This window comes from Streptomyces yokosukanensis, assembly GCF_001514035.1.
Taxonomy (GTDB): Bacteria; Actinomycetota; Actinomycetes; order Streptomycetales; family Streptomycetaceae; genus Streptomyces; species Streptomyces yokosukanensis.
On sequence record NZ_KQ948206.1, the window covers coordinates 547,035 to 572,759 of the forward strand.

Here is a 25,725-nt window from a genome sequence, read left to right on the forward strand (position 1 = left end):
CGAGATCGCCTTCCAGGTCAACTTCCTCGCGCACTACCTGTTGACCTGCCTGCTGGAGCCGGCGCTGACCAGCGACCCGGGCGGCCGGGTCGTCAACGTCTCGTCCTCCCTGCACCGCACGGCCTCCATCCAGTGGGCCGACCCCAACCGTGCCCGCCGCTACTCCCGCCTCGCCGCCTACGCCCAGTCCCAGCTCGCCCTCACGGTGTTCGCGTCCGACCCGCGCGTCACCGCCGTCTCCGTCCACCCGGGCGTCTGCGCCACCGCGCTGCTGCCGCTCTACGCCCACGAGGGCGTCTCCCCGGCCGAGGGCGCCGGGCACGTGGTGCGGCTGTGCGACCCGGCGGTCGAGATCGTCAACGGCGCCTACTACGACCGCGAGGAGCGGGTCGAACCGGCCCCGGCGGCGACCGAGGACCGCACCGTGCGGCGCCTGACCAAGCTGGCGGACCTGCTGGTCGGCCGCACCGCTTGAAGAACCTTCCCCCATCGAGGAGTTGGGCGACAGGGGACGGACACTCCCGGTCGCCCGCCCGGTCCATGTCCCCCCACCCCCACCCCCCCCCCCACCACCACCCGCAACCCCCGCACCACCCCCGTCTCCACCCCCGACACCGTCCCGTCACCCCTTCCCGGGAGGCATCGATGATCGAGATCTCACCGCCGGACGCACGGGCGCTCGCCCGCTGGCTGCCCACGGGCGCGCCCGGTCCCGCGACGATCGGCGAGCATGTGCTGGCCACCGGCGCCGGGCGCTGGTGGGGGGACCGTCCGGTCCAGCCGCGCACGGTCGCCGTGTCCTGCGCCGGCCATGTCGTGCTGCGCGGCAGCCCGGAGGAGCTGACACCCGCGTTGCTCGCCCCGCTCGCCGGTCACCGCGTCGAGGCTCCGGCCCGGTTCCTGCCCGCCCTCGGCGCCGCCTTCGACCGGCTCACCCCGTGGGAGCGCATGGTCTGGACGCTCCAGGCCGCGCCGCAGCCCGCGCCCGTCCCGCACGGGGTGACCGTACGTCACCTGGAACCGGCGGACACCGAGGCCGTGCACGCCCTCGGCCCGGACTCCTCCTGGCTCTCGGCGAGCTGGGGCGGTCCGCTCGGTCTGTCCGCCTCGGGACACGCCTGGGCCGCGGTGGGCCGTGCCGGCCGTCTCCTGGCCGTCGCCTGCACCTACTTCCGCGGCACCGGCTACGAGGACGTGGCCGTCCACACCGTCCCCGACCGCCGGCGCCACCGCCTCGGCCTCGCCTGCGTCACCGCCCTGTGCGCGGACATCGCGGCCCGCGGCCACACGCCCAGCTGGAACTGCTCGGTCCACAACCGCGCCAGCCGCCTGCTGGCCTGGCACGCCGGTTTCCGCCTGGTCCGCGAGTACGTCCACCACGCGGCGGGCAGCCCGGTGGCGCACAACCGGCTCAGCGCCTGACCGGGTCCGCTTCCACCGGAGGACGGCTCTGCGCCCCGCAACCGTCAACTCGCCGGACGGGACGACGCCTTAGGATCTTGGTCATGGACACAGTGGGTTTCCTCGCTCTCGCCCTGGCCGTGCTCGGCTGCATCCTCAGCATCGAGAGCCGCTCCGCGCGGGCCGACCGGCGCCTCGCGCGTGTCGAGCGCAAGCTCGACCTGGTCATGGAGCATCTCGACCTGAGCGTGGAGTATCCGCGGATGGACGAGGTGACCGCGCTCGTCCGCGAGGGCAAGAAGATCCACGCGATCAAGCTGTACCGGGAGGTCTCGGGCGCCGACCTGAAGGAGGCCAAGGAGGCCGTCGACCGCCTCGGTTAGTCCCGGGGCCAGGTTCAGACGTCTGTCAGCCGGGCCTCCTCCAGGTCCAGCGACCGCTGCAGCCTGCGCCTGGTGGTGTCGCTTATGGCGTGGGCGTCGTAGAGCCGCTGCAGCTCGCCCGCCTCGACGGCGATCAGGTCGTGCCGGAGCTGGCGGTAGACGCGGTCGGCGGACTCGGTGGCGGGGCCGCCGTCGGCTGCGCCGCCCTCCGCGAGCCGGTCGCGGGCGTCGTCGAGACGGGCGGTCAGGCCCCGGCGCAGCCGGTCCAGGACGACGTCGGGTACGACTTCCAGCTCCGCCAGTTCCTCCAGGCGCGCGAGCCCGGCGTGCGCGAGGTGGGAGCGGGCCTTGGCCTCCTCGCGCGCGGTGTGCGCGGGCTCCAGGGCGATACCGGAGGCCCGGACGACGGGGGCGAGAGTGAAGCCCTGGACGACCAGGGTGACCACCACGACCGAGGTGGTCAGGACCAGGACCAGGGGACGGTCGGTGAGTGGGCTGCCGTCCTTCGCGATCTCCGGGATGGACAGCGCGGCGGCCAGCGGCATCACACCGCGGGTGCCCGCCCAGGTCAGCACCATCGGCACCCGCCAGTTCAGCCGCCCGACCCCGCCCTTGCGCTGCACGACCGCCGACAGGGGGGCCAGCCACAGCAGCCGTACGGCGATGAGCGTGGCGGCGACGGCGAGGGCGTACAGCGGCCAGGAGTGGTCGCCGTCCGCCAGAGCCCGCACCTCGCCGGGCAGGGCCAGCCCTATGAGGCTGAAGACCACGCTCTCCAGCAGGAACACCACCGTGCCGTACACGGCGTGCAGCTGGAGTCTGATGCGGGCGTTGGTGAGCCGGTCGCCGCGGCCGCCCAGCACGACCCCCGCGACCACGCAGGACGTCACTCCGGAGGTGTGCGCGGCCTCCGCGAGGAGGTAGGCGGCGTACGGGGTGACCAGGGCGATCACCGTCTCCAGGACGGGGTCCTCGGTGCGGCGCCGGATCAGGGTGATCACTGCGGCCACGGCGGCCCCGATCACCGTGCCGCCGCCCGCGAGCACCAGGAACTGGGTCCCCGCCGCCCCCCAGTCCGCGGCGGCCGAGGCGATGGCGATGCCCGCCGCCACCCGGACCAGCACCAGCGACGTCGCGTCGTTGAACAGGCTCTCCGCCTGGACCAGGACCTGCACGCGCGGGGGCAGGGCGAGGCGGCGGCCGAGCGCGGTGACCGCCACCGGGTCGGTGCTGGCCAGCACCGCGCCGAGCACGAACGCCATCTGCCAGGACAGGGGAGTGACCCAGACGGCCACCGTGGCGACGGCCGCCGCCGAGGCCAGCACCAGGCCGATCGCCAGGATCCCGACCGGTTTCCACACCGCGTGCAGCTCCCGCCAGGGCATGTCCTCGGCGCTCGCGTACAGCAGCGGCGGCAGCACGACCAGGCCGATGATCTCGGGGCTGATCTGGATCTGCGGGGTGCCCGGCAGCATGGCCACGGCGAGACCGGCGACCACGAGCAGGGAGGGGGCGGGGATCCGCCAGCGGCGCGCGAAGGTGGCGACCACCGTGGCGAGGACCACGAGGGCGAGAACCGTACCGACGCTGCGCATGCCGTCCCCCTGGGATTGCGGAAGCCGCTTTCGACTCCCGGCCGACCAGACTTCCCGGCACACCTGGCCTCACCCTATCGGGCCAGGCCACGTCAAGACAGTGTCAAGGTCCCCGGTGCCGACGCCAAGGAACCGCTAACAAGTACGTCGCCCGCTGCGTGAAGCGGCTTCCTTGGGAGGAGAAACCCTCCCGCGAAGGGGAGTTGGATCAGTGAGCGGAGCGCGTCGGCGGCGATGAGTGACGTACGGCCCGGACGACTGAAGGTCTACCTCGGAGCGGCCCCGGGGGTCGGCAAGACCTACCGGATGCTCGACGAGGGGCGGCGCCGTGCCGCCCGTGGGGCGGATGTGGTGGTGGGGTTCGCGGAGTGCCATGCGCGCCCGCACACGGAGGCGATGCTCGACGGCCTGGAGACCGTCCCCCGGGCGCCCTGCAACTACCGCGGCGGCCGGTTCCAGGAGATGGACCTGGCCGGGGTCCTCGCCCGGCGGCCCCATGTGGCGATCGTCGACGAGTTCGCCCACAGCAACATCCCCGGCGAGGGCCGCAACCCCAAGCGCTGGCAGGACATCGAGGCGCTGCTCGACGCCGGTATCGACGTGATCACCGCGCTGAACATCCAGCACCTGGAGTCCCTCAACGACGTCGTCGAGAAGATCACCGGGGTGCCGCAGCACGAGACCGTGCCCGACGAGGTGGTACGCCGCGCCTGGCAGATCGAGCTGGTGGACATGCCCCCCGAGGGACTGCGCCGGCGCATGGCGCACGGCAACATCTACGCCCCGGAGAAGATCGACGCCGCGCTCGCCAACTACTTCCGGCCCGGCAATCTCACGGCCCTGCGCCAGCTGGCGCTGCTGTGGACGGCCGACCGGGTCGACGAGGCGCTCCAGGAGTACCGCTTCGAGCACGGCATAGGCGGGGTGTGGGAGACCCGGGAACGGGTCGTCGTGGCCCTGACCGGCGGACCGGAGGGCGACACGCTGGTCCGGCGGGCCGCCCGCATCGCCGACCGGTCCGCCGGCGGGGATCTGCTCGCCGTGCACGTGGCCCGCAGCGACGGCCTCGCCGCCGGGGTCTCCCACGCCTCGCTGGCCCGCCAGCGCCGGCTCGTGGAGGACCTCGGCGGCAGCTACCACTCGGTCGTCGGCGACGACGTGGCCACCGCCCTGGTGGAGTTCGCGCGCGCCGAGAACGCCACCCAGCTGGTGCTCGGCACCAGCAGGCGGGGGCGGCTGGCACGGTTCCTGACCGGGCCCGGCACCGGCGAGACGGTGACCGAGCTGTCCGGCGACATCGACGTCCACCGGGTCACCCATGAGCGGGCCGGCCGCGGCACCCTGCTGCCGTCGAGGCGGCGCACCCTGTCGACGGCCCGGCTGATCGCCGGACCGGTGGCCGGACTGGTGCTGCCCGTGCTGCTCACCGCCGCCCTCGCCCAGCTGCGCGGCACCCTGAACCTGACCAGCGAGGCGCTGCTGTTCCTGCTGGCCGTGGTGGGGGTGGCCTGCATAGGCGGGGTCGCCTCCGCGGTGATCGCGTCGGTGACGGCGTCCCTGCTGCTCAACTACTGGTTCATCCCGCCGATCGGCGCCTTCACGCTGAACGATCCCAACGCCCTGGTGGCGCTGACGGTCTTCGCGGTCGTCGCGGCGACCGTCGCCGCGGTCGTGGACCGCTCCCTGCGGTCGTCCCGGCGCTCCGCCCGGGCCACGGCCGAGGCGGAGACCATGTCGTCCCTGGCCGGCAGCATCGTGCGCGGAGAGGCGACCATTCCGGCGCTGCTGGAGCGGACCCGCGAGACCTTCGGCATGGAGTCCGCGGACCTGGTGGACGAGCCGCCCGACGCCGAGGGCGCCACCTCGGTGCCGGCCGGCCCGGGCGCGTACCTCGTGCTGCGCGGCCGTACCCTCTCCTCCTCCGAGCGGCGGGTCCTGGCGGCGTTCGCCGCGCACGTCGGCTCGGCGGTGGAGCGGGCCCGGCTGGCCGAGGCGGCGGCCGAGGTGGAGCCCGTGAAGGCCGCCGACCGGCTGCGCACGGCCCTGCTGCGGGCGGTCGGCCACGATCTGCGCACCCCGCTGGCCGCCGGCTGGGCCGCGGTCACCTCGCTGCGCAGCCGTGACGTCGCCTTCACCGCGGAGGACCGCGACGAGCTGCTCGCCACCGCCGACGAGTCCATGGCCAAGCTCAACCGCCTGGTGGAGAACCTCCTCGACCTCAGCCGGCTGGAGGCCGGTGCCCTCACCCTGAACCTGCGGGCCACCACCCTGGAGGAGGTGCTGCCCATGGCGCTGGCCGACGTGCCCGAGGTGCGCGTGACGGACATGGAGGGCATCCCCGCGGTGCTGGCCGATCCGCCGCTGCTGGAGCGGGTGATCGCCAACCTGGTCGGCAACGCCGCCCGGCACACCCCGGACGGAAAGAAGGTGCTGGTCACGGCCAGCGCGCTGGCCGGGCGGGTGGAGCTGCGGGTGGTGGACCGGGGGCCGGGGCTGCCCGCCGACGGCCGGGAGCGGATCTTCGAGCCCTTCCAGCGGCTCGGTGACACCGATAACACCACGGGCCTCGGTCTCGGCCTCGCCCTCGCGCGCGGCCTGACCGAGGCGATGAGCGGCACCATCAGCCCCGAGGACACTCCCGGTGGCGGCCTCACGATGGTCGTGTCGCTGCCGTTCGCGGGCCTGTCGACGGGTGCCGCACCGACCGAGCAGAGCGTAGGAGGCCCCTGATGAGCGCTGTGACGGGTATCTTCAAGCCGCCGCGTGCGCAGACCCGCGCCCCGGGCAGCCGGCCGGTGCGCGACCGGCTCGCCCTGGCGGCGGCCCTCGCCGCCCCGTTCCTGGTCTGCCTCGCGCTCGTCCCGCTGCGTACGAGCCTGACGCACACCAACGCCGCGCTGGTCCTCGTCGTGGTGGTCGTCGCGGTGGCCGCGCTCGGCAGCCGCACGGCGGGCGTGGTCGCGGCCCTGTCGGCGGCGGCCTGGTTCGACTTCTTCCTGACCCGGCCGTACGAGACCTTCGACATCACCGCGTCCGCCGACGTCGAGACGGCGGTGCTGCTGCTGGCCGTCGGCGTCCTCGTGGCCCAACTGGCCGCCCGTGCCCGCCGGCTGGAGGTCGTCACGGTCACGGACGCGGCCCATCTCGCCCGCGTCCAGCGGACGGCGGACCTGGCGAAGACGGCCAACTCCGCGGACGTCGTGGTCGATCACGTCCGCGGTGAGCTGACCGGACTCCTCGGCCTGCGCGCCTGCCGCTTCGAGTACGGCAGCCTGCTGGGGCGCCCGCCGCGTCTGGAGCCGGACGGCGGTGTCACGGTGGGCCGGCGTGCCTGGGACCCGGACGCCGACGGCTGGCCCGAGGGCGAGATCGAGCTGCGCGCCTACGGCAACGGCCACTACCTCGGCCGCTTCATGCTCACCCCCGGCCTCGGCCCCGTACCCCCGCTCCAGGCCCGGCTGGTGGCCGTGACCCTGGCCGACCAGACGGGTGCGGCACTGGACACGGCGGGACCGGCGCGGAGGTGACGGGGGAGCCCGCCGAGGGCCCGGGCATTTGCTGACGCGATCCTGACGCCGGACCGGCCGCCCGGTGGACCGGCACCCCGCCCTCCGCCGTTCCTTTCCGATGTGACGTCAACTCTCCATCTGCGCCGGGAACTTGAGCAGCGCTCCCAGCACATGGTGATCTGCGGCGACGACGGACTCGCGCACCGGCTCGCGCTCGAACTGGACGCGGTGTGCGGCGAGGTCGTCACCGTGGTGGTGCCGACCCGGGACGACGCGTACGGCGCCGGGATCGCCGCCCTGCTCGGCGTGATGCCGGTGGAGCGGGGCTCGCTGCTGTTCACCTGCGTGGACGTGGCCGGGCGTCCCGAGCTGGAGGGGCGGGCCGGTGACCGGGTCGTCCTGGCCACCACCCGGCGGGACTGAGCCGACCGTCAAGGACACGTCAAGGTCTGCCGGTTGGGCGCGAAGATGGCGCAAACAACGGCAGAGGCGCGCGGGAAGCGGACAGACCCTGGGTGCACCCCGCGCACCCGCGCACCCGTCAGCCCTCGTGCGGGGTGAACGAAGAAGGAGCACGTGCCCATGTCCGTCCTGACCACCGAGCAGCCGGATGCCGTACCCGCCGGCGAGGAGCCGCCTGATACCGGCGAGCGCCACCGGCTGACCGCCGTCACCGGGCTCGCGGCCCTGTCGCTGGACGCGATGGCGTCGGTGGCCTACGGCCCCGAGGCGATCGTCCTCGTCCTCGCCGCCGCGGGCGCGCACGGACTGGGCTTCACGATGCCCGTGACGCTGGCGATCGCCGCCCTGCTGGCGGTGCTGGTGGCCTCCTACCGGCAGGTGATCGCGGCCTTCCCGGACGGCGGCGGCTCCTACGCCGTGGCCAAGACCCATCTGGGGGCCCGTACGAGCCTGGTGGCCGCCGCCTCGCTGGTGCTGGACTACGTGCTCAACGTCGCCGTCGCGGTGACCGCGGGCGTGGCGGCCCTGACCTCCGCCTTCCCCTCCCTCTACGGCGACCGGCTGTGGCTGTGCCTGGCGGTGCTCGCCCTGGTCACGGGCGTCAACCTGCGCGGCATCGTGGAGTCGGCGAAGGCGTTCATCGTGCCGACCGTCGTGTTCGTCGGCTCGATCTTCGTCCTCATCGCCGTCGGCCTGTTCCGCTCCCACCCCGTGAGCACCGCGACCGCGGCCGGGCACGCCTCGGTCCTCGCGGACAACGCCTCCAGCGTGGGCGCGCTCCTTCTGCTGAAAGCTTTCGCTTCCGGCTGTGCCGCGCTGACCGGAGTGGAGGCCATCGCCAACGCCGTCCCCTCCTTCCGGGCGCCGCGGGTGCGCCGGGCCCAGCGCGCCGAGGTCGCCCTCGGTGCCGTGCTCGGCCTGATGCTGATCGGCCTGTCGGTGCTGATCGGCCGCTTCCACCTCCAGCCGGTCGAGGGTGTCACCGTCCTCGCCCAGCTCGCGGACGCCTCCTTCGGCCACAACTGGGCCTTCTACGTCGTCCAGTTCGCCACGATGATCCTGCTGGCCCTGTCCGCGAACACCTCCTTCGGCGGGCTGCCGGTGCTGCTGAAGCTGCTCGCCCGCGACAACTACGCGCCGCACGTCTTCGCGCTCAAGGCCGACCGCCAGGTCCACCGGCACGGCGTCCTCGCGCTCGCCGTCGTCTCGGCCGCGCTGCTGGTCTTCTCCGGCGGCGACACCAACACCCTGGTGCCGATGTTCGCCATCGGTGTCTTCGTCGGCTTCACCATCGCCCAGGTCGGCATGGTCCGGCACTGGCGGCTGGAGCGGGGCAGGGGCTGGCGCGGGAAGACCGTGCTCAACGGCTTCGGCGCGCTCCTCACCGGTGTCGCCGCCGTCGTCGTCACGGCCAGCAAGTTCACCGAGGGCGCCTGGCTGATCGTGATCGCCCTCCCGCTGCTGGTGGTCGCCTTCGAGATCGTGCACCGCGCCTACGGCCGCATCGGCGACCGGCTCGGACTCGGCCGGATCCCGGAGGTCCCGCACCGCGAGCGCTCGCTCGTGGTCGTCCCGGTGTCCCATCTGTCCCGGCTGACCTCGGAGGCCCTCAGCGCGGCCACCTCCCTCGGCGACGAGGTCCGCGCGGTGACCGTGTGCTACCCGGACGCCGAGGACCGGGCCCAGTTGCACGCGCTGGAGCGCGCCTGGGCGGACTGGGACCCGGGGGTGCCACTGGTCCGGCTCTCCTGCGAGCGGCGCACGCTCGGCCGTCCCATCGCCGCCTACGTCCGTGAGGTGGCCGCCGGCGAGCCCGGCACCCGGGTCACCGTGCTGATCCCCGAGACCGAGCCGGAGCACCTCTGGCAGCGCCTGCTGCAGAACCAGCGGGGCGCGGTCGTCGCGCACGCCGTGCGCCGGGAGACGGACGCGGTGATCTGCCGGCTGCGCTTCCGGCTCTGACGGGTGAGGCCGCCGTGGCCCGTGTGGGGGGACGGCGGCGCCGCGTACGGCTGTGGCTTCTGTGACGGCTGTAACCCGTGCGGGCGGCTGCCACTCGTGCGGCGAGTGTGACGCATGCGACGGTTGAAGCGGGCCGTGACTCCGGCGCCGTGAGCGGGACCCGGCCCACGTCCCAGGGCGACTGTGAGCCGGGTCACCGTACGTCACGACGGCCTACCCACCGGTACGGGCCAGAGGTCGTAAGAGACGCGTCAAAGGCGTAACCGCGGCCGTATGAGAGGCGTCAACGGGCGACCGGATCCGGCCAGACAGGCGCTTTCCTCTAATCGTCCGTTTCAACCGAACCTCACTCCAGGAGTTCGCGATGGCCGATCTGGCCTTCGTCGTCACCGTGCTCGCGGGTTTCGCGCTGGTGGCTCTCGTCGCCAAGGGGGTGACGAAGCTGTGACCGCCGAGAACATCGTCGGCCTCGTCGTGGCCGTCGCCCTGCTGGGCTATCTCGTCCTCGCCCTGATCTACCCGGAGAGGTTCTGACCGTGACATCAGCTGCCTCCGCAGCGGGCGACATGGGTCCCGTACTCGCAGGCCTGCTCCAGCTGCTCGCCCTGATAGGCGCACTGGCGCTCGTCTACATCCCGCTCGGCAACTACATGGCCCGGGTCTACTCCTCCACCAAGCACCTGCGCGTGGAGAAGTGGATCTACAAGGGCATCGGTGCCAACCCCGACACCGACATGACCTGGCCCGCCTACCTGCGCGGTGTCCTCGCCTTCTCGGCGGTCAGCGTCCTCTTCCTCTACCTCCTGCAGCGACTGCAGGGTGTGCTGCCCGGCTCGCTGCACTTCTCGTCCGTCAACCCGGCGCAGTCGTTCAACACGGCTGTCTCGTTCGTGACGAACACGAACTGGCAGTCGTACTACGGCGAGCAGACCATGGGTCACGTCGTGCAGACCGCCGGTCTGGCCGTGCAGAACTTCCTCTCCGCCGCCGTCGGCATCGCCGTCGCCGTGGCGCTCGTCCGCGGTTTCGCCCGTGCGCGCACCGGTGAGCTGGGCAACTTCTGGACCGACCTGGTGCGCGGCACGCTGCGCATCCTGGTGCCGGGCGCCGCGATCGCCGCGGTGATCCTGGTCGCCTGCGGCGCCATCCAGAACTTCTCCGGCATCCACGAGGTCGGCCAGTTCATGGGCGGCTCGCAGCAGTGGAACGGCGGCGCGGTCGCCTCCCAGGAGGCCATCAAGGAGCTGGGCACCAACGGTGGCGGTTACTTCAACGCCAACAGCGCCCACCCCTTCGAGAACCCGACGCCCTTCACCAACCTCTTCGAGATCTTCCTGATCCTGTGCATCCCGTTCGCCCTCACCCGGACCTTCGGCGTGATGGTCGGCTCGGTGAAGCAGGGGTACGCGATCCTCGCCACGATGTTCACCATCTGGCTGGGCTTCGTCGCGCTGATGATGTGGACCGAGTTCGCCCACCACGGCCCGGCGCTCCAGGCCGCGGGCGGCGCGATGGAGGGCAAGGAGGTTCGGTTCGGCATCGGCGGCTCCTCGATCTTCGCCGTGTCGACCACGCTCACCTCGACCGGTGCGGTGGACTCCTTCCACTCCTCCTTCACCGGCCTCGGCGGCGGCATCGCCATGCTCGGCATGATGCTGGGCGAGATCGCGCCCGGCGGCACCGGCTCCGGCCTCTACGGCATGCTGATCATGGCGGTCATCGCGGTGTTCATCGCCGGTCTGATGGTCGGCCGTACACCCGAGTACCTGGGCAAGAAGATCGGCGGCCGCGAGATGAAGCTCGCCGCCTGCTACATCCTCATCACCCCCGCCCTGGTGCTGGTGTTCACGGCGGCCTCCATGGCCCTGCCGACCCCGCCGCACTCGATGCTGAACTCCGGCGCGCACGGGTTCTCCGAGGTGCTGTACGCCTTCACCTCGGCGTCGAACAACAACGGCTCGGCCTTCGCCGGTCTGAACGCGAACACCGACTGGTTCAACACCATGACCGGGCTCGCGATGCTGCTCGGCCGCTTCCTGCCGATGGTGTTCGTGCTGGCGCTGGCCGGCTCGCTCGCCGAGCAGAAGCCGGTACCGGTCACCGCGGGCACCCTGCGCACCGAGAAGCCGCTGTTCACCGGCCTGCTGGTCGGCGCGATCCTGATCATCACCGGTCTGACCTACTTCCCGGCCCTGGCGCTGGGGCCGCTGGCTGAGGGGCTGGCGTCATGACCACTCGCATAGACAAGCAAGAGGACTCGATGTCCACAGCCACTCCCACCCGGGCGCCGCACAGCGACGTCCCCACCGGGCACAAGCCCGCCGAGGGTCGTGTCGGAGCGGGCCTCTTCGACCCCAAGGCACTGGTCAAGTCGCTGCCGGACGCCTTCCGCAAGCTCGACCCGCGGGTGATGGTCAAGTCGCCCGTGATGTTCGTGGTGTGGATCGGCTCGGTCCTGACCACCGTCTTCTCCTTCAAGGACCCGGGCGACTGGTTCGGCTGGGCGATCAGCGCGTGGCTGTGGCTGACCGTGATCTTCGCCAACCTGGCGGAGGCGGTCGCCGAGGGCCGCGGCAAGGCGCAGGCCGACACCCTGCGCAAGGCCAAGACCGACACGGTCGCCCGCCGGCTGGTGGGGGACACCGAGGAGCAGGTGCCCGGCACCGCGCTGACCATCGGTGACCTGGTGGTCTGCGAGGCCGGCGACATCATCCCCGGTGACGGTGACGTCGTCGAGGGTGTCGCCTCGGTGGACGAGTCGGCCATCACCGGCGAGTCCGCCCCGGTCATCCGCGAGTCCGGTGGCGACCGCTCGGCCGTCACGGGCGGCACGAAGGTCCTCTCCGACCGCATCGTCATCAAGATCACGACGAAGCCCGGCGAGACCTTCATCGACCGGATGATCAACCTGGTCGAGGGCGCCGCCCGGCAGAAGACGCCCAACGAGATCGCGCTGAACATCCTGCTCGCCTCGCTGACCATCGTCTTCCTGCTCGCGGTGGCCACGCTGCCGCCGTTCGCCGACTTCGCGGGCACGCACCTGACCATGATCGTGCTGGTCGCGCTGCTGGTCTGCCTGATCCCGACCACCATCGGCGCCCTGCTCTCCGCGATCGGTATCGCGGGCATGGACCGGCTGGTGCAGCGCAACGTCCTGGCGATGTCCGGCCGCGCGGTCGAGGCCGCCGGCGACGTCTCCACGCTGCTGCTGGACAAGACCGGCACGATCACGCTCGGCAACCGGCAGGCCGCCGAGTTCGTCCCGGTCAAGGGCACCACCGAGGCCGAGGTCGCCGACGCGGCCCAGCTGTCCTCGCTGGCCGACGAGACGCCCGAGGGCCGTTCCATCGTCGTCCTGGCGAAGGAGAAGTACGGGCTGCGCGAACGCCACCAGGGCGAGCTGGCGCACGCCGACTGGATCGAGTTCACCGCCCAGACCCGTATGTCGGGTGTGGACGTCGACGGCCGCAAGATCCGCAAGGGTGCCACGGCCTCGGTCATCGCCTGGGTCGAGGAGCAGGGCGGCCGGATCGCCGAGGACGCGGACACGATCGCGAACCGCATCTCCGAGGCCGGTGGCACCCCGCTGCTGGTCGCCGTCAACGACGACCAGGGCGCCCGCGTGCTGGGTGTCATCTACCTGAAGGACGTCGTCAAGGAGGGCATGCGGGAGCGGTTCGAGGAACTGCGCCGCATGGGCATCAAGACGGTCATGATCACGGGTGACAACCCGCTGACCGCGAAGGCCATCGCCGAGGAGGCGGGCGTCGACGACTTCCTCGCCGAGGCCACCCCCGAGGACAAGATGGCCCTCATCAAGCGGGAGCAGGCGGGCGGGAAGCTGGTCGCGATGACCGGTGACGGCACGAACGACGCCCCGGCCCTCGCGCAGGCGGACGTGGGCGTGGCGATGAACACGGGCACGTCGGCCGCGAAGGAGGCCGGCAACATGGTCGACCTCGACTCCAACCCGACCAAGCTCATCGAGATCGTCGAGATCGGCAAGCAGCTGCTGATCACGCGCGGCGCGCTGACCACGTTCTCCATCGCCAACGACGTCGCGAAGTACTTCGCGATCATCCCGGCGCTGTTCGCGGCGGTCTACCCGGGCCTGGACAAGCTGAACATCATGCACCTGTCCTCGCCCAACTCCGCGATCCTGTCGGCCGTCATCTTCAACGCGCTGATCATCATCGCGCTGGTGCCGCTGTCCCTGAAGGGCGTGCGCTACCGGCCGATGAGCGCGGACAAGATGCTCCGCCGCAACCTCGGGATCTACGGCATCGGCGGCCTGATCGCGCCCTTCATCGGCATCAAGATCATCGATCTGCTCATCTCCCTCATCCCCGGGCTGTAACTATTCAAAAGAGTGCTGATCACCATGAACAACTCCGTCACGAACACCGCCCGGTTGCTCGGGGCGGGCCTGCGCGCCCTCCTCGTGCTGACCCTGGTGACCGGCGTCATCTACCCGCTGGTCGTCACCGGCATCGCCCAGGCACTGTTCAACAACAAGGCGAACGGTTCCGAGATCAAGGCGGACGGCAAGGTCGTCGGCTCGTCCCTGATCGGGCAGTCGTACAACCTGCCGCTGAAGAAGGGCCAGACCAGCCCGGATCCCGACCTCAAGTGGTTCCAGGGCCGCCCGCAGAACGGCCTCGGCGCCAACAGCCTCAACACCCGGTACAAGCTGATCCTTTCCGGTGCCACCAACCTCTCCGCGGACAGCGGTGCGGTGAAGGGCGTGTGCCCGGACCAGCCGGCGGACAAGACGCTCTGCGCCCAGGTGGTCGCCGCCAAGGACGCCGTCGTCAAGGACAACTCGGTCCCCGGCTACACCGTGAAGCCGTCCGACGTCCCCGCCGACGCGGTCACCTCCTCCGGCTCCGGCCTCGACCCGGCCATCTCCCCGGAGTACGCCGAACTCCAGGTGCACCGGATCGCCGCGAAGAACGGTCTGTCCGTCGCCGCGGTGGAGAAGCTGGTGAAGGACAACACCCAGGGCCGCACCCTCGGGTTCATCGGTGAGCCGCAGGTGAACGTCCTTCGACTCAACATCGCGCTCAAGGACCTCGTGGCCAAGAAGTGACGGCCTTACGCGATTCGCGACGGGAGTCGGCGCCCGGGAGGCATCCCGGTGCCGCCGGCTCCCGCAGGCATGACAGGAGAGGCACACACCCATGACCCGGGTGCTCGTGGTGGAGGACGACCCGCAGCTCGTACGGGCCCTCGTCATCAACTTGCAGGCACGTCACTACGGCGTGGACGCCGCCCCCGACGGTGCCACGGCCCTCCGGCTCGCAGCCGCGCGCCAGCCCGACGTGGTGCTGCTGGACCTCGGCCTGCCCGACATGGACGGCGTCGAGGTCATCAAGGGCCTGCGCGGCTGGAGCCGCGTGCCGATCATGGTTCTCTCCGCCCGGCAGGCCTCCGACGAGAAGGTGGCCGCCCTCGACGCCGGCGCGGACGACTACATCACCAAGCCGTTCAGCATGGACGAACTCCTCGCCCGGCTGCGGGCCGCGGTCCGCCGCACCGAGGACACCCCGCTCGTCCCCGAGACGACGCTGGTCGAGACGCCGGAGTTCAGCATCGACCTGCTCGCCAAGAAGGCCGTGCGGGCCGGGCGGGACGTACGGCTCACGCCGACCGAGTGGCATCTGCTGGAGATCCTGGTGACCAACCCCGGCCGGCTGATCACCCAGAAACAGCTCCTCCAGGAGGTCTGGGGGGTCTCGCAGAGCAACAAGACCAACTATCTGCGGGTCTACATGGCCCAACTCCGCCGCAAACTGGAGACGGACCCCTCCCAGCCCCGCTATCTGATCACCGAGCCCGGCATGGGCTACCGCTTCGAAGGATGACATGGCACGCGGCAGGCTCCGGATCTACCTCGGCGCGGCACCCGGCGTCGGCAAGACGTACGCGATGCTGTCGGAGGCGCACCGCCGTATCGAGCGGGGCACCGACTGCGTCGTGGCCTTCGTCGAACACCATCACCGCCCGCGCACCGAGGTGATGCTGCACGGCCTGGAACAGGTGGAGCGCAGGGAACTCGAGTACCGGGGCAGCGTCTTCACCGAGATGGACGTGGACGCCGTCCTCGCGCGCCGCCCCCAGGTGGCGCTCGTGGACGAGCTGCCGCACACCAACATCCCCGGCTCGCGCAACGCCAAGCGCTGGCAGGACGTCGAGGAGCTGCTCGCCGCCGGTATCGACGTGATCTCCACCGTCAACATCCAGCACCTGGAGTCCCTCGGCGACGTCGTGGAGTCGATCACCGGGGTGCGGCAGCAGGAGACCGTCCCGGACGAGGTCGTACGGCGTGCCGACCAGATCGAGCTGGTCGACATGTCGCCCCAGGCGCTGCGCCGCCGGATGGCGCACGGCAACATCTACAAGCCGGACAAGGTCGACGCGGCCCTGTCCAACTACTTCCGGCCCGGCAACCTCACGGCCCTGCGCGAGCTGGCCCTGCTCTGGGTGGCCGACCGGGTCGACGAGTACCTCAACGAGTACCGCCGAGAGCACCGGGTGTCGACCATCTGGGGCTCCCGCGAGCGGATCGTGGTCGGGCTGACCGGCGGCCCCGAGGGCCGCACCCTGATACGGCGTGCCGCCCGGCTCGCGGAGAAGGGCGCCGGCGGCGAGGTGCTCGCCGTCTACATCTCCCGCAGCGACGGCCTGACCTCGGCCTCGCCCAAGGAACTGGCCGTCCAGCGCACCCTGGTGGAGGACCTCGGCGGCACCTTCCACCATGTCGTCGGCGACGACATACCGGCCGCCCTGCTGGACTTCGCGCGCGGCGTGAACGCCACCCAGATCGTGCTCGGCGTCTCGCGCCGGCGCAGCTGGCAGTACGCCTTCGGGCCGGGCGTCGGCGCCACGGTCGCCCGCGAGTCCGGTCCCGACCTCGACGTGCACCTCATCACGCACGACGAGGTCGGCAAGGGGCGCGGGCTGCCCGTGGCCCGCGGCGCCCGCCTCGGCCGCGCCCGGGTCATCGCGGGCTGGGCCGTGGGCGTGCTCGGCCCGGCCCTGCTCACCGGGCTGCTCACCGGCGCCGCGCCGTCCGTCGGCCTGGCCAACGACATGTTGCTGTACCTGACGCTGACGGTCGCCTCGGCCCTGCTGGGCGGCCTCTTCCCGGCGCTGGCCTCAGCGGTGGTCGGCTCGCTGCTGCTCAACTGGTACTTCACCCCGCCCGTCCACACCCTGACCATCGCCGACCCGAACAACATCGTCGCCATCGCGATCTTCATCGGGGTCGCCGTGTCCGTCGCCTCGGTGGTGGGCACCGCCGCCCGGCGCACCCATCAGGCGGCCCGGCTGCGCGCCGAGTCGGAGATCCTCTCCTTCCTCGCGGGGAACGTGCTGCGCGGCGAGACCGGCCTGGAGGAGCTGCTGGAACGCGTCCGCGAGACCTTCGGCATGGAGTCGGTGGCCCTGCTGGAGCGCACCGGCGAGACGGCACCCTGGACCTGCGCCGGCAGCGTGGGGCCCGATCCCGCGCGGATCCCGGAGGACGCGGACGTCGACGTACCGGTCGGCGACCACATGGCCCTGTCCCTGCGCGGCCGGGTGCTGCCCGCCGCCGACCGCCGGGTGCTGGCCGCGTTCGCCGCGCAGGCCGCCGTCGTCCTGGACCGCCAGCGCCTGCAGCACGAGGCCGACCGGGCCAAGGAACTCGCCGAGGGCAACCGGATAAGGACCGCGCTGCTCGCCGCCGTCAGCCATGATCTGCGCACCCCGCTCGCCGGCATCAAGGCCGCGGTGACGTCGCTGCGTTCGGACGACGTCGAGTGGTCCGAACAGGACCGGGCGGATCTGCTGGAGGCCATCGAGGAGGGCGCCGACCGGCTCGACCACCTCGTCGGCAACCTCCTCGACATGTCCCGGCTGCAGACCGGCACGGTGACGCCGATCATCCGGGAGACCGACCTCGACGAGGTCGTGCCCATGGCGCTCGGCGGAGTGCCCGAGGACAGCGTGGACCTGGACATCCCCGAGACCCTGCCGATGGTGTACGTCGACCGGGGCCTGCTGGAGCGGGCCGTGGCCAACGTCGTGGAGAACGCGGTCAAGTACAGCCCGCCCGGGGAGCGGGTCCTGGTCTCCGCGAGTGCGCTGGCCGACCGGGTGGAGGTGCGCGTCGTCGACCGGGGGCCGGGCGTCCCGGACGAGGCCAAGGACCGCATCTTCGAGCCGTTCCAGCGGTACGGGGACGCTCCGCGGGGGGTCGGTGTCGGGCTGGGCCTCGCGGTGGCCCGCGGTTTCGCCGAATCGGTCGGCGGGTCGCTGCTCGCGGAGGACACGCCGGGGGGCGGGCTGACCATGGTGCTCGCGGTGCCGACGGCGCCGGAGCGCGAACAGCTCGGGGGGCTCGTCGTGTCGGGGGACTGCGGGTAGCCGTGGGCTGGTCGCGCAGTTCCCCGCGCCCCTACGGGTTGCGGCCGCCGCATCTGTATCCGCGCCGGGGCTTGCGGGCACCCCGCGACCTCACGCCTCCGGCGGCACCATGTGCAACTCCCGTTCCATGTGCCCGGTGTTCAGCCGCAGGCGCCACGCGTTGCGGCGGTGCACCGCGGTCAGCTCCGCCTGCAGCGGAGACGGGGGTACCGCAAGGACCGGGCACGTGGCGCGGGCGAGGCAGTAGCGGCTGACCGACGGCCACAGGGCCCGGTGCAGCCGGCCCCGCTGCCCCGCACCGACGACGAGGATGTCGTCCGCGCGGTCGGCGGTGCGCACCAGCGCCGGTCCGGGCGCGCCCCGGACGACGAGCGCCTGCCCGGACAGCCCGGTCTCCGGGCCGCCGAACGCCTCGCGCAGCGCCTCCGCGAGGCGTTCGCGCGCCAGCTGCTCCCACTGCGGGACCATGGCGGTCGTGGCCGGGAACCGGCGGGAGGCGAGGTCCCCCTCCGGCGGCTCCCACGCCAGCACCGGCCACAGCTCGGCTCCCCGGCGCCTGGCTTCGACGGCGGCCCGGCTCAGGGCGGTCGCGCCGCCCAGCGAGCCGCACACTCCCACCACGACCCGACCGGCCGGCAGCGGGCGGTACTCGGACATCGGCTCCTCCTTGGAAATCCCTTCCATGACACCGCGCCCCGCCCCTCCCGAACAGCCCGAACGCCCGTTCCTGACGGCCTTCTGACGGTCGCTTCCAGGCCCTTGCACCCGCGGCGTCAGCATGCCGTCAAGTTCCTCCGGATCGGCGTCAGCGTCACGTCAGGGGCCGCCCGGGACCCCCGGGCACCGGGCATAACGTCGACACCGCGCCCCGGTCCGCCTCCCCGCGTCCGGGGCCCCAGATCACACGCGCCCTGCCCTTCGGGAGGCACCCCATGGCAGCACTCCGCTACGCCGAAGACCCCGAGCCCTCCGATCCGTTCCCGGCCGGACCCCTGTACGTCCCGGTCCGGTCGGGGCCCTCCGGGTGTGCGGCCCGGCTCTTCCGCACCCCGCTCGGCGGCCGTACGGCCGTCGGGTTCACCTCCGAGCGTCGGCTTCGCGCCACCCTCGGCGCCGGCCAGGCGTGGATCCGCCTCGCCGAGCCCGCCCTGCGCGAGCTGACCGCCCCGCTCGGCGTCAGCACCCTCACGGTGGACCCGCAGTTCACCGCTTCGGTCCCCGCGCCGGTCACGCCGGTCCTGTCCGAGACTCCCGCGCTGCGGATCGCCTGAGAGGGGCAGCACAGATGACCACGGTTCACGAACCCACCGCCCCCACCACGGCCGCCGATCTGTCGGTGTGGCCCGCGTCGACCGCCGAACCGCCGCACGGCGACCTCGCCGTGGGCGGCGTTCCGCTCGCCGAGATCGCCGACCGCTTCGGCACCCCTGTCTACGTCCTGGACGAGGCGGAGGTCCGCGACCGCTGCCGTACCTACCTCGACGCCTTCCCCGACGCCGAAGTCCTGTACGCCGCCAAGGCGTTCCTGTGCCGGGCGATGGCGCACTGGGTGGACGAGGAGGGGCTGGGGCTCGACGTCTGCTCCGCCGGCGAGCTGGAACTCGCCGTCACCACCGGCTTCCCGGCCGAGCGGATCGTGCTGCACGGCAACGCCAAGTCCCCGCGCGACCTGGAGGCGGCGCTGCGCCTGGGCGTCGGCCGCATCGTCATCGACAGCCCCGCGGAGATCGCCCGGCTGGCCGCCGCCGTCGGACCGGACGGGCACCAGAAGGTGATGGTCCGGGTGGTGCCCGGGATCAGCGCGGGCGGCCACGACAAGATCCGCACCGGCACCGAGGACCAGAAGTTCGGCCTGAGCATCTCCGACGGGTACGCCCAGCACGCCATCACCCGCATCCTGGACCAGCCCCAGCTCGAACTCACCGGCCTGCACTGCCACTTGGGCTCGCAGATCACCAGTGTCAAGCCGTATCTCGTCGCGGTGCGCCGGCTGGTCGGGCTGATGAGCCGGCTGTACGAGCAGCACGGCCTGGTCCTGCCCGAACTCGACCTCGGCGGCGGCCACGGCATCGCCTACCGCCCCGGCGAGGAGGCCCTGGACCTGACGGCACTGGCCCGCAAGGTCCGCGCGGAACTCGCCGACGCCTGTGCCACGGCCGGGCTTCCCGTGCCCCGCCTGATCATCGAGCCGGGCCGGGCGATCGCGGGCCCCGCCGGGATCGCCGTGTACCGGGTCCTCGCCGTGAAGCACACCGGCGAGCACGTCTTCGTGGCCGTCGACGGCGGAATGAGCGACAACCCGCGCCCGGCCCTGTACGGGGTCCGCTACGCACCGCGCCTGATCGGACGGCACAGCACGGCGGAGCACGCCCGGGTCACCGTGGTGGGCCGGCACTGCGAGGCGGGCGACGTCCTGGCCGCCGACGCGGAGCTGCCCGCCGACACCCGCCCCGGTGATCTGCTCGCCGTCCCGGTGGCCGGCGCCTATCACCTGTCCATGGCCTCCGGTTACAACCTGGTCGGCCGCCCGCCCGTGGTCGCCGTGCGCGACGGCCTCGCCCGACTGCTGGTGCGCCGCGAGTCCCTGGAGGACATCCGCAGCCGCGACGTGGGCCTGTAACCCCGGGCGGCTCCCCGGCCGCCGCCCCACGACTCCCGGGCGGGTCGGCCTTCCCTCCCTCGCCGACCGACCCGCCCGGGTCACATCGACGGGCGCGCACCCGCCCCGCCCCGCACACTGGGTCCGACTGCCCGACCGGCCCTGGCGAGGTCCCGATGGTGTTTGGCCTGGCACGTCGCGAACTGCGACCACGCGTCCCGCTGCGCCCCGGCGAGGGCGAGAAGCACCGTCTGACGAGCCTGGAGGGCCTCGCCGCACTGTCGCTGGACGCGCTCAGCTCGGTGGCGTACGGCCCCGAGGCGATCGTGATCGCCCTGGTGGCCGCGGGGACCGGCGCCCTGTCCGCGACCCTGCCCGTCACCCTGGCCATCGTCTTCCTGCTCGCCGCACTGGTCGTGTCGTACGCCCAGGTCATCGCCGTACACCCGGACGGCGGAGGCGCATACGCCGTCGCCAAGAAGGACCTCGGCCCGACCGCAAGCCTGCTCGCCGCGGCCAGCCTGGTCGTCGACTACGTCCTCACCGTCGCCGTCAGCCTGTCCGCCGGCGCCGACGCGCTCGCCTCCGCCTTCCCCGCCCTCGCCCACGACAAGCTGCCGGTCTGCCTGGCGGGCCTGGCCCTGCTGACGGTGGTGAACCTGCGGGGCGTCGCCGAGAGCGCCCGGGTGCTGATGCTGCCCACCGTGCTGTTCATCATGACGATCCTGGGCGTCGTCGTCATCGACCTGCTGCGCTCCCACCCGGCGGCCGTGGTGGGCACCCCGCTGTCCTTCCCGCCGAAGGAGAGCCTCGGCCTGCTCCTGCTCCTGAAGGCGTTCTCGTCCGGCTGCTCGGCGCTGACGGGCGTGGAGGCCATCGCCAACGCCGTACCGACCTTCCGCGCCCCGCGCGTGCGGCGCGCCCAGCGCACCGAACTGATGCTCGGCGCGCTCCTCGGCGTGATGCTGATCGGGCTGGCGGTCCTGATCCGCCGCGACCATGTGGCCCCGCGCGGCGAGGTCACCGTACTCGCCCAGCTGACGGCCGGCGCGTTCGGCACCGGCTGGCCCTACTACGCCACCAACCTCGTCGTCACGCTCGTCCTCGGCCTCGCGGCGAACACCAGCTTCGGCGGCCTGCCCGTCCTGATGAGCCTGCTCGCCCGCGACCACCGGCTGCCCCACCTGTTCGGGCTGCGAGCCGAACGGCCCGTCTACCGCTACGGCGTGCTCGCCCTGGCCCTGCTGGCCGCCGTCCTGCTCCTCGCGACCGAAGCCGACACCCACCGCCTGATCCCCCTGTTCGCCATCGGCGTCTTCATCGGCTTCACCCTCAGCCAGCTCGGCCTGGTCCTGCACTGGGCCCGCGACAAACCGGCCGGCTGGCGGCGCCGTGCGCTGATCAACGGCACCGGGGCGCTGCTCACCACCCTGGCCGGGGTGATCCTGCTGACCACGAAATTCCTTGCGGGCGCCTGGGTGGTAGTGGTGGCCGTTCCCCTCCTGATGCTGCTCTTCGCCCGCATCCAGCGCTACTACACGGCCGTCGGCGAGGAACTCGGCCTGGGCCGCGTCCCCGCCCCGCCGGACCGGCGCACGGCCAGCCTGGTCATCGTCCCCCTCGGCGAGGTCAGCAAGCTCGCCCGGCACGCCATCGGCGCCGCGCTCTCCCTCGGCGACGAGGTCGTGGCGGTGGCCGTCCACGCCGACCCGGCCAAGAGCCGCGCCCTGCGGGAGTCCTGGGAGCGCTGGAACCCGGGCGTACGCCTCGACGTCATCGACAGCCCGAGCCGCTCCCTGGTCCAGCCCATCGTCGACTACGTACAGCGCGCGGCGCGGGACGGGCGCCAGATCGCCGTCCTCATCCCCGAGGTCGAGCCCCGCCACCGCCGCTACGAGATCCTCCAGAACCAGCGGGGCCTGCTCCTCGCCACGGTGCTGCGGGCCCGCACCGACGTGGTGGTGTGCCTGCTGCCCTACCGACTGGGGCTGTGAGCACGAGGGCCGCTTCCGTACCGGCGGTGCGGCGACCGTCACCGGCGTCCCCGCCCGGCCGGCCTTCGGCGGCACCGTCGTACGCGCCCGCTATGGTGACGGATCACCAACGGCGGCGAGGTGATCCATGACGTACGAAGACCGCGCCGGCGACCGTCCGCCGGAGCTGTCCGCCGCCGCGGCGGCGCTCGCCGCCCGGTGCGAGCCCCGGGTGAACGAGCTGGCCCGCCGCATGGCGCGCGACGTCTTCGAGCAGCTGCGCGGCTACGCCGAACTGCCCGCCGACGTCAAGGACATGGAGATCGCCGCGACGGCCCGGCACGGCATGCGACTGTTCCTGCGCGGTACCGGGGCCGGGGGCGGGAACGGGAACGGTGGCCGGGCGTGGCCGGTCGCGCTGGACTACTTCCAGCAACGCGCCACCCAGCGTGCCGAGGAGGGCATGCCGCTGCACCTGCTGCTGCGCACCTACACCCTGGGCACGAAAGAACTGTTCCGGGCGCTGCGCGAGACCGCCCGCCCCGGCGAGCAGGAGGCCCTGGCCGAGTTGGCCGAGGCGCTGTTCACCGCGGCGGACCGGGTCGTGGGCGCGGTCGCCGAGAGCTACCTCGACGAGCAGGCCGCCCTCGCCGCGGAACGGCACGAGCAGCGTCGCTCACGCGCCCGGGCCCTGCTGGACGGCCGCCCGGTCACCGACGGCTCCGCACCGACGCCGGACGGCCCGGCACTGGTGCTGTGGCTGCGCTTCGACCACACGGGCTCGGGCGACTCGGCCGCCGCCGAAGGCCAGTCCCGCGCGCCCGTGGCCGTACGGCGGCTGGTGCGGCGCGTTCAGGCCGCACTGGACCGGGCCTTCGGCACGGACGTCCCCGCCCTGCTCGACGCCGACGGCGGGCACGCCGTCGTCCTGCCCGGAGCACCCGAACTCCCGCTCCAAGCCCTGGAGTTGTTGCGCGAGGCGGCGGGAGCCGGGGTCGGCGTCCGGTCGGCGGCGGCCACCGCGACCGGGATCCGCGACATCCCGCGCGCCGCGCGGCTGACCCGGGAGGTGGTCCGGATCGCCGCCGCGTGCGGCCGTCCGCACGGACTGCACCGGCTCGACGACGTACTGCTGGAGTACCACCTGTCCCGCCCGAGCGAGGGCAGCGACCGCATCGCCGCCCTGCTCGCCCCCCTGGCCGGCCGGCCCGAACTCGTGGAGACCCTGCGCACCCATCTGGAGCAGCGCCAGGACCGCCGGGCCACGGCCCGCCGGCTCAGCCTGCACCCCAACTCCGTCGACCACCGCCTCGCCCGCATCCAGGACCTGACCGGCCTCGACCTGGCCGACCCCCGAGACACCGCCCTGGCCCTGGCGTCCCTGCTCCTTGCGGAGACGGCCCCCAAGGTCACGGAGTGACGATCGCGAAGTCCGGATCCGGCGCGTCCAGCAGCGAGCCGAACGTGATGAGGGCCCGCGCGTCGCCGTCGAGGACCACCCCGCCACCCGCGATCTCGTCGGCGAAGGTCGAGGCCCCGCCCAGCACGGCGTCGAGCGTGCTGCGGGCCAGCCGCAGCACGGCGGTGGGCCGCTCGCCGCACGGGGCGTCGCCGTGCATCGGGGTCAGCGCGCCGTTGGACAGCAGCAGGGACCACACCTCGCCGGAGTCGGTGAACTCCCAGCGCAGCAGCAGCCGTCCGGCCTCGGCGGCACGCGAGCCGTTGACGCGTACGGCCATGGACCGGAAGATCTGCTCCGCCGTCAGGGCGGCCAGGACGTCCGGGGCCGTACGGGTCGGCGTGCCGAGGACACCGCCGCGCAGCTCGGCCGCGCCCATCAGATAGAAGTTGCGCCACGGACCGCACTCCGCCCCCTGGCCGAGCCGTTCGAACGCGTCGGCCTGCAGGGCGCGCGCCTCGGCGTGGCCGGGTTCGGCGAAGAGCACATGGCCCAGCACCTCCACGACCCACCGCAGGTCCCCGGCCGCGTACGACTCCTTCGCCTTGCCGACCGCGGAGTCCGTCCCGCCCATGAACGCCACGTACCGGCTCGCGGCCTCGGTGGGCGGATGCTGCCACAGATGCGCCGGGTTGCCGTCGAACCAGCCCATGTAACGCTGGTACACCGCCTTGGCGTTGTGGCTGAGGGTGCCGTAGTAGCCGCGTGTGTGCCAGGCCCGGTCGAGGGCGGGCGGGAAGCGGAGCCGTTCGGCGATCTCCGCCCCGGTGCACCCGGCGTTGATCATGCGGACGGACTGGTCGTGCAGATAGGCGTAGGCGTCGCGCTGCTCCTCCAGGAAGCGGACGACACGGTCCTGCCCCCAGGTCGGCCAGTGATGGGAGCCGAAGACGACGTCCGTGTCCATGGCGAACAGCCGGATGGTCTCCGTCAGATACGCGGCCCAGGCGCTGGGGTCCCGCACGAGGGCCCCGCGCAGGGTGAGCACGTTGTGCAGGGTGTGGCAGGCGTTCTCGGCGGCGCACAGCACCCGCAGATCCGGGAAGTGGAAGTTCATCTCGGCCGGCGCCTCGGTGCCGGGGGTGAGCTGGAAGACGATCCGCACGCCGTCGACGGTCTCGCTCTGCCCGGTGGCGGTGATGTCGACCGTCGGCGCGATCAGTCCCACACTGCCGGTCGACGTCGTCTGCCCGAGCCCGCAGCCGATCTGCCCGGCCGGGCCCTTGGGCAGCGCGGCGCCGTACATGTAGCCCGCCCGGCGGGCCATCGCCGTCCCCGTGAAGACGTTCTCGCTCGCCGCGTGCTCCAGGAACCCGGCCGGCGCGAGCACCGGAACCCGCCCGTCCGCCACCTCGCCGGGGTCGACCACCCCACGCACACCGCCGAAGTGATCGACGTGGGAATGGGTGTAGATCACGCCCGTCACCGGCCGCGCACCGCGGTGTGCCCGGTACAGGCCGAGCGCGGCCGCGGCCACCTCGGCGCTGATCAGCGGGTCGATGACGACGACACCGCGCTCGCCCTCCACGAAGGTGATGTTCGACAGATCGAGCCCGCGCACCTGGTGGATCCCGGCCGCCACCTCGTACAGCCCGTGGCGGGCCGCGAGCCGGCTCTGCCGCCACAGCGACGGATGCGCGGTCGGCGGACACTCCCCGTCCAGGAAGCCGTACGCGTCCGCGTCCCACACCACCCGGCCCCGCGCATCGCGCACCACACCGGGCTCCAGCCGACCGAGGAATCCCCGGTCCGCATCGGCGAAGTCCTGCCCGTCGTCCCAGGCGAGCCCACCGTCCAGGGGCCCCTGCTCACTGTCGGTCATGACGGTCGATCCTCACACGCCGGGATCGAACCCGCCCGATGAGACGTCACAAAGCACCCGTTGACCCGTCACAACCAGGGCCAGGGCCAAGGCCCTTCAGCTGCCCGGCCCGGCCGCGCGGGACACGGGATGCGTCGGTCGCCGAGGCCGT

At 72.5% G+C, this 25,725-nt stretch carries 20 protein-coding genes; 17 read left to right on the forward strand and 3 right to left on the reverse strand.

From position 1 onward, the window contains the following. The 3 genes from AQI95_RS48675 to AQI95_RS02485 all read left to right on the forward strand — a co-directional run. A partial coding sequence (locus tag AQI95_RS48675; protein WP_482255578.1) for a Rossmann-fold NAD(P)-binding domain-containing protein occupies window positions 1–475 on the forward strand: 475 nt, incomplete at its 5' end. A 170-nt stretch (window positions 476–645) separates the two neighbouring features. Then, entirely contained in the window at window positions 646–1,422 is a 777-nt protein-coding gene (locus AQI95_RS02480) for a GNAT family N-acetyltransferase (RefSeq protein WP_067116422.1), read from the forward strand. Between the two features lie 83 nt (window positions 1,423–1,505). Beyond that, a complete protein-coding gene (locus tag AQI95_RS02485; RefSeq protein WP_067116425.1) occupies window positions 1,506–1,784 on the forward strand; it encodes a hypothetical protein in 279 nt (92 codons plus the stop codon). Window positions 1,785–1,798: 14 nt separating this feature from the next. On the opposite strand, the gene AQI95_RS02490 is transcribed toward AQI95_RS02485, so the two are convergent. Further along, window positions 1,799–3,379 (reverse strand): Na+/H+ antiporter, encoded by a 1,581-nt coding sequence (locus AQI95_RS02490; protein ID WP_067116428.1) that lies wholly within the window; start codon window positions 3,377–3,379, stop codon window positions 1,799–1,801. Window positions 3,380–3,613: 234 nt separating this feature from the next. Here AQI95_RS02490 and AQI95_RS02495 point away from each other — a divergent pair, with 234 nt between their 5' ends. From AQI95_RS02495 to AQI95_RS02540, 10 genes are all read left to right on the forward strand, one after another. Then, window positions 3,614–6,109: an ATP-binding protein gene (locus AQI95_RS02495; protein WP_067116431.1), complete on the forward strand. Its 2,496-nt coding sequence runs from the start codon at window positions 3,614–3,616 to the stop codon at window positions 6,107–6,109. Then, on the forward strand, window positions 6,109–6,906 hold the full coding sequence (locus AQI95_RS02500; RefSeq protein WP_079070994.1) for a DUF4118 domain-containing protein: 798 nt from the start codon (window positions 6,109–6,111) through the stop codon (window positions 6,904–6,906). Before AQI95_RS02495 ends, AQI95_RS02500 begins: the two co-directional genes overlap by 1 nt. 102 nt (window positions 6,907–7,008) lie before the next feature. After that, a complete protein-coding gene (locus AQI95_RS02505) occupies window positions 7,009–7,311 on the forward strand; it encodes a hypothetical protein (protein WP_159056447.1) in 303 nt (100 codons plus the stop codon). Window positions 7,312–7,470: 159 nt separating this feature from the next. After that, entirely contained in the window at window positions 7,471–9,312 is a 1,842-nt protein-coding gene (locus AQI95_RS02510; protein ID WP_067116436.1) for an APC family permease, read from the forward strand. A 444-nt stretch (window positions 9,313–9,756) separates the two neighbouring features. Then, window positions 9,757–9,846 carry a K(+)-transporting ATPase subunit F gene (kdpF, locus tag AQI95_RS02515; protein WP_018533641.1) on the forward strand — a complete coding sequence of 30 codons (90 nt, stop codon included), beginning with the start codon at window positions 9,757–9,759 and terminating at the stop codon, window positions 9,844–9,846. Between the two features lie 32 nt (window positions 9,847–9,878). Then, window positions 9,879–11,543: a potassium-transporting ATPase subunit KdpA gene (gene kdpA, locus AQI95_RS02520; RefSeq protein ID WP_067116440.1), complete on the forward strand. Its 1,665-nt coding sequence runs from the start codon at window positions 9,879–9,881 to the stop codon at window positions 11,541–11,543. Beyond that, window positions 11,540–13,669 (forward strand): potassium-transporting ATPase subunit KdpB, encoded by a 2,130-nt coding sequence (gene kdpB, locus AQI95_RS02525; RefSeq protein WP_208614047.1) that lies wholly within the window; start codon window positions 11,540–11,542, stop codon window positions 13,667–13,669. The genes kdpA and kdpB overlap by 4 nt, the downstream gene beginning before the upstream one ends. 24 nt (window positions 13,670–13,693) lie before the next feature. Continuing rightward, window positions 13,694–14,401, forward strand: coding sequence for a potassium-transporting ATPase subunit C (locus tag AQI95_RS02530; RefSeq protein WP_208614048.1), 708 nt, complete (start codon window positions 13,694–13,696; stop codon window positions 14,399–14,401). 91 nt (window positions 14,402–14,492) lie between these two features. Next, window positions 14,493–15,176 carry a response regulator gene (locus AQI95_RS02535; protein ID WP_067116448.1) on the forward strand — a complete coding sequence of 228 codons (684 nt, stop codon included), beginning with the start codon at window positions 14,493–14,495 and terminating at the stop codon, window positions 15,174–15,176. A gap of 1 nt (window position 15,177) precedes the next feature. Next, window positions 15,178–17,721 carry a sensor histidine kinase gene (locus tag AQI95_RS02540; RefSeq protein WP_067116452.1) on the forward strand — a complete coding sequence of 848 codons (2,544 nt, stop codon included), beginning with the start codon at window positions 15,178–15,180 and terminating at the stop codon, window positions 17,719–17,721. Between the two features lie 90 nt (window positions 17,722–17,811). On the opposite strand, the gene AQI95_RS02545 is transcribed toward AQI95_RS02540, so the two are convergent. Continuing rightward, window positions 17,812–18,378 (reverse strand): universal stress protein, encoded by a 567-nt coding sequence (locus tag AQI95_RS02545; protein WP_067116455.1) that lies wholly within the window; start codon window positions 18,376–18,378, stop codon window positions 17,812–17,814. 275 nt (window positions 18,379–18,653) lie between these two features. On the opposite strand from AQI95_RS02545, the gene AQI95_RS02550 reads away from it, so the two are divergent. From AQI95_RS02550 to AQI95_RS02565, 4 genes are all read left to right on the forward strand, one after another. Continuing rightward, on the forward strand, window positions 18,654–18,992 hold the full coding sequence (locus tag AQI95_RS02550; RefSeq protein ID WP_067116458.1) for an SAV_915 family protein: 339 nt from the start codon (window positions 18,654–18,656) through the stop codon (window positions 18,990–18,992). A 14-nt stretch (window positions 18,993–19,006) separates the two neighbouring features. After that, window positions 19,007–20,341, forward strand: coding sequence for a diaminopimelate decarboxylase (gene lysA / locus AQI95_RS02555; RefSeq protein WP_067116461.1), 1,335 nt, complete (start codon window positions 19,007–19,009; stop codon window positions 20,339–20,341). Between the two features lie 155 nt (window positions 20,342–20,496). Beyond that, window positions 20,497–22,314, forward strand: a complete 1,818-nt coding sequence (locus AQI95_RS02560) for an amino acid permease (RefSeq protein ID WP_067116464.1) — start codon at window positions 20,497–20,499, stop codon at window positions 22,312–22,314. Window positions 22,315–22,441: 127 nt separating this feature from the next. Continuing rightward, complete coding sequence (locus tag AQI95_RS02565) at window positions 22,442–23,713, forward strand: PucR family transcriptional regulator (protein ID WP_067116467.1); 1,272 nt, start codon at window positions 22,442–22,444, stop codon at window positions 23,711–23,713. On the opposite strand, the gene AQI95_RS02570 is transcribed toward AQI95_RS02565, so the two are convergent. Further along, on the reverse strand, window positions 23,703–25,574 hold the full coding sequence (locus AQI95_RS02570) for an alkyl/aryl-sulfatase (protein WP_067116470.1): 1,872 nt from the start codon (window positions 25,572–25,574) through the stop codon (window positions 23,703–23,705). The genes AQI95_RS02565 and AQI95_RS02570 overlap by 11 nt on opposite strands. Window positions 25,575–25,725: the final 151 nt, after the last annotated feature.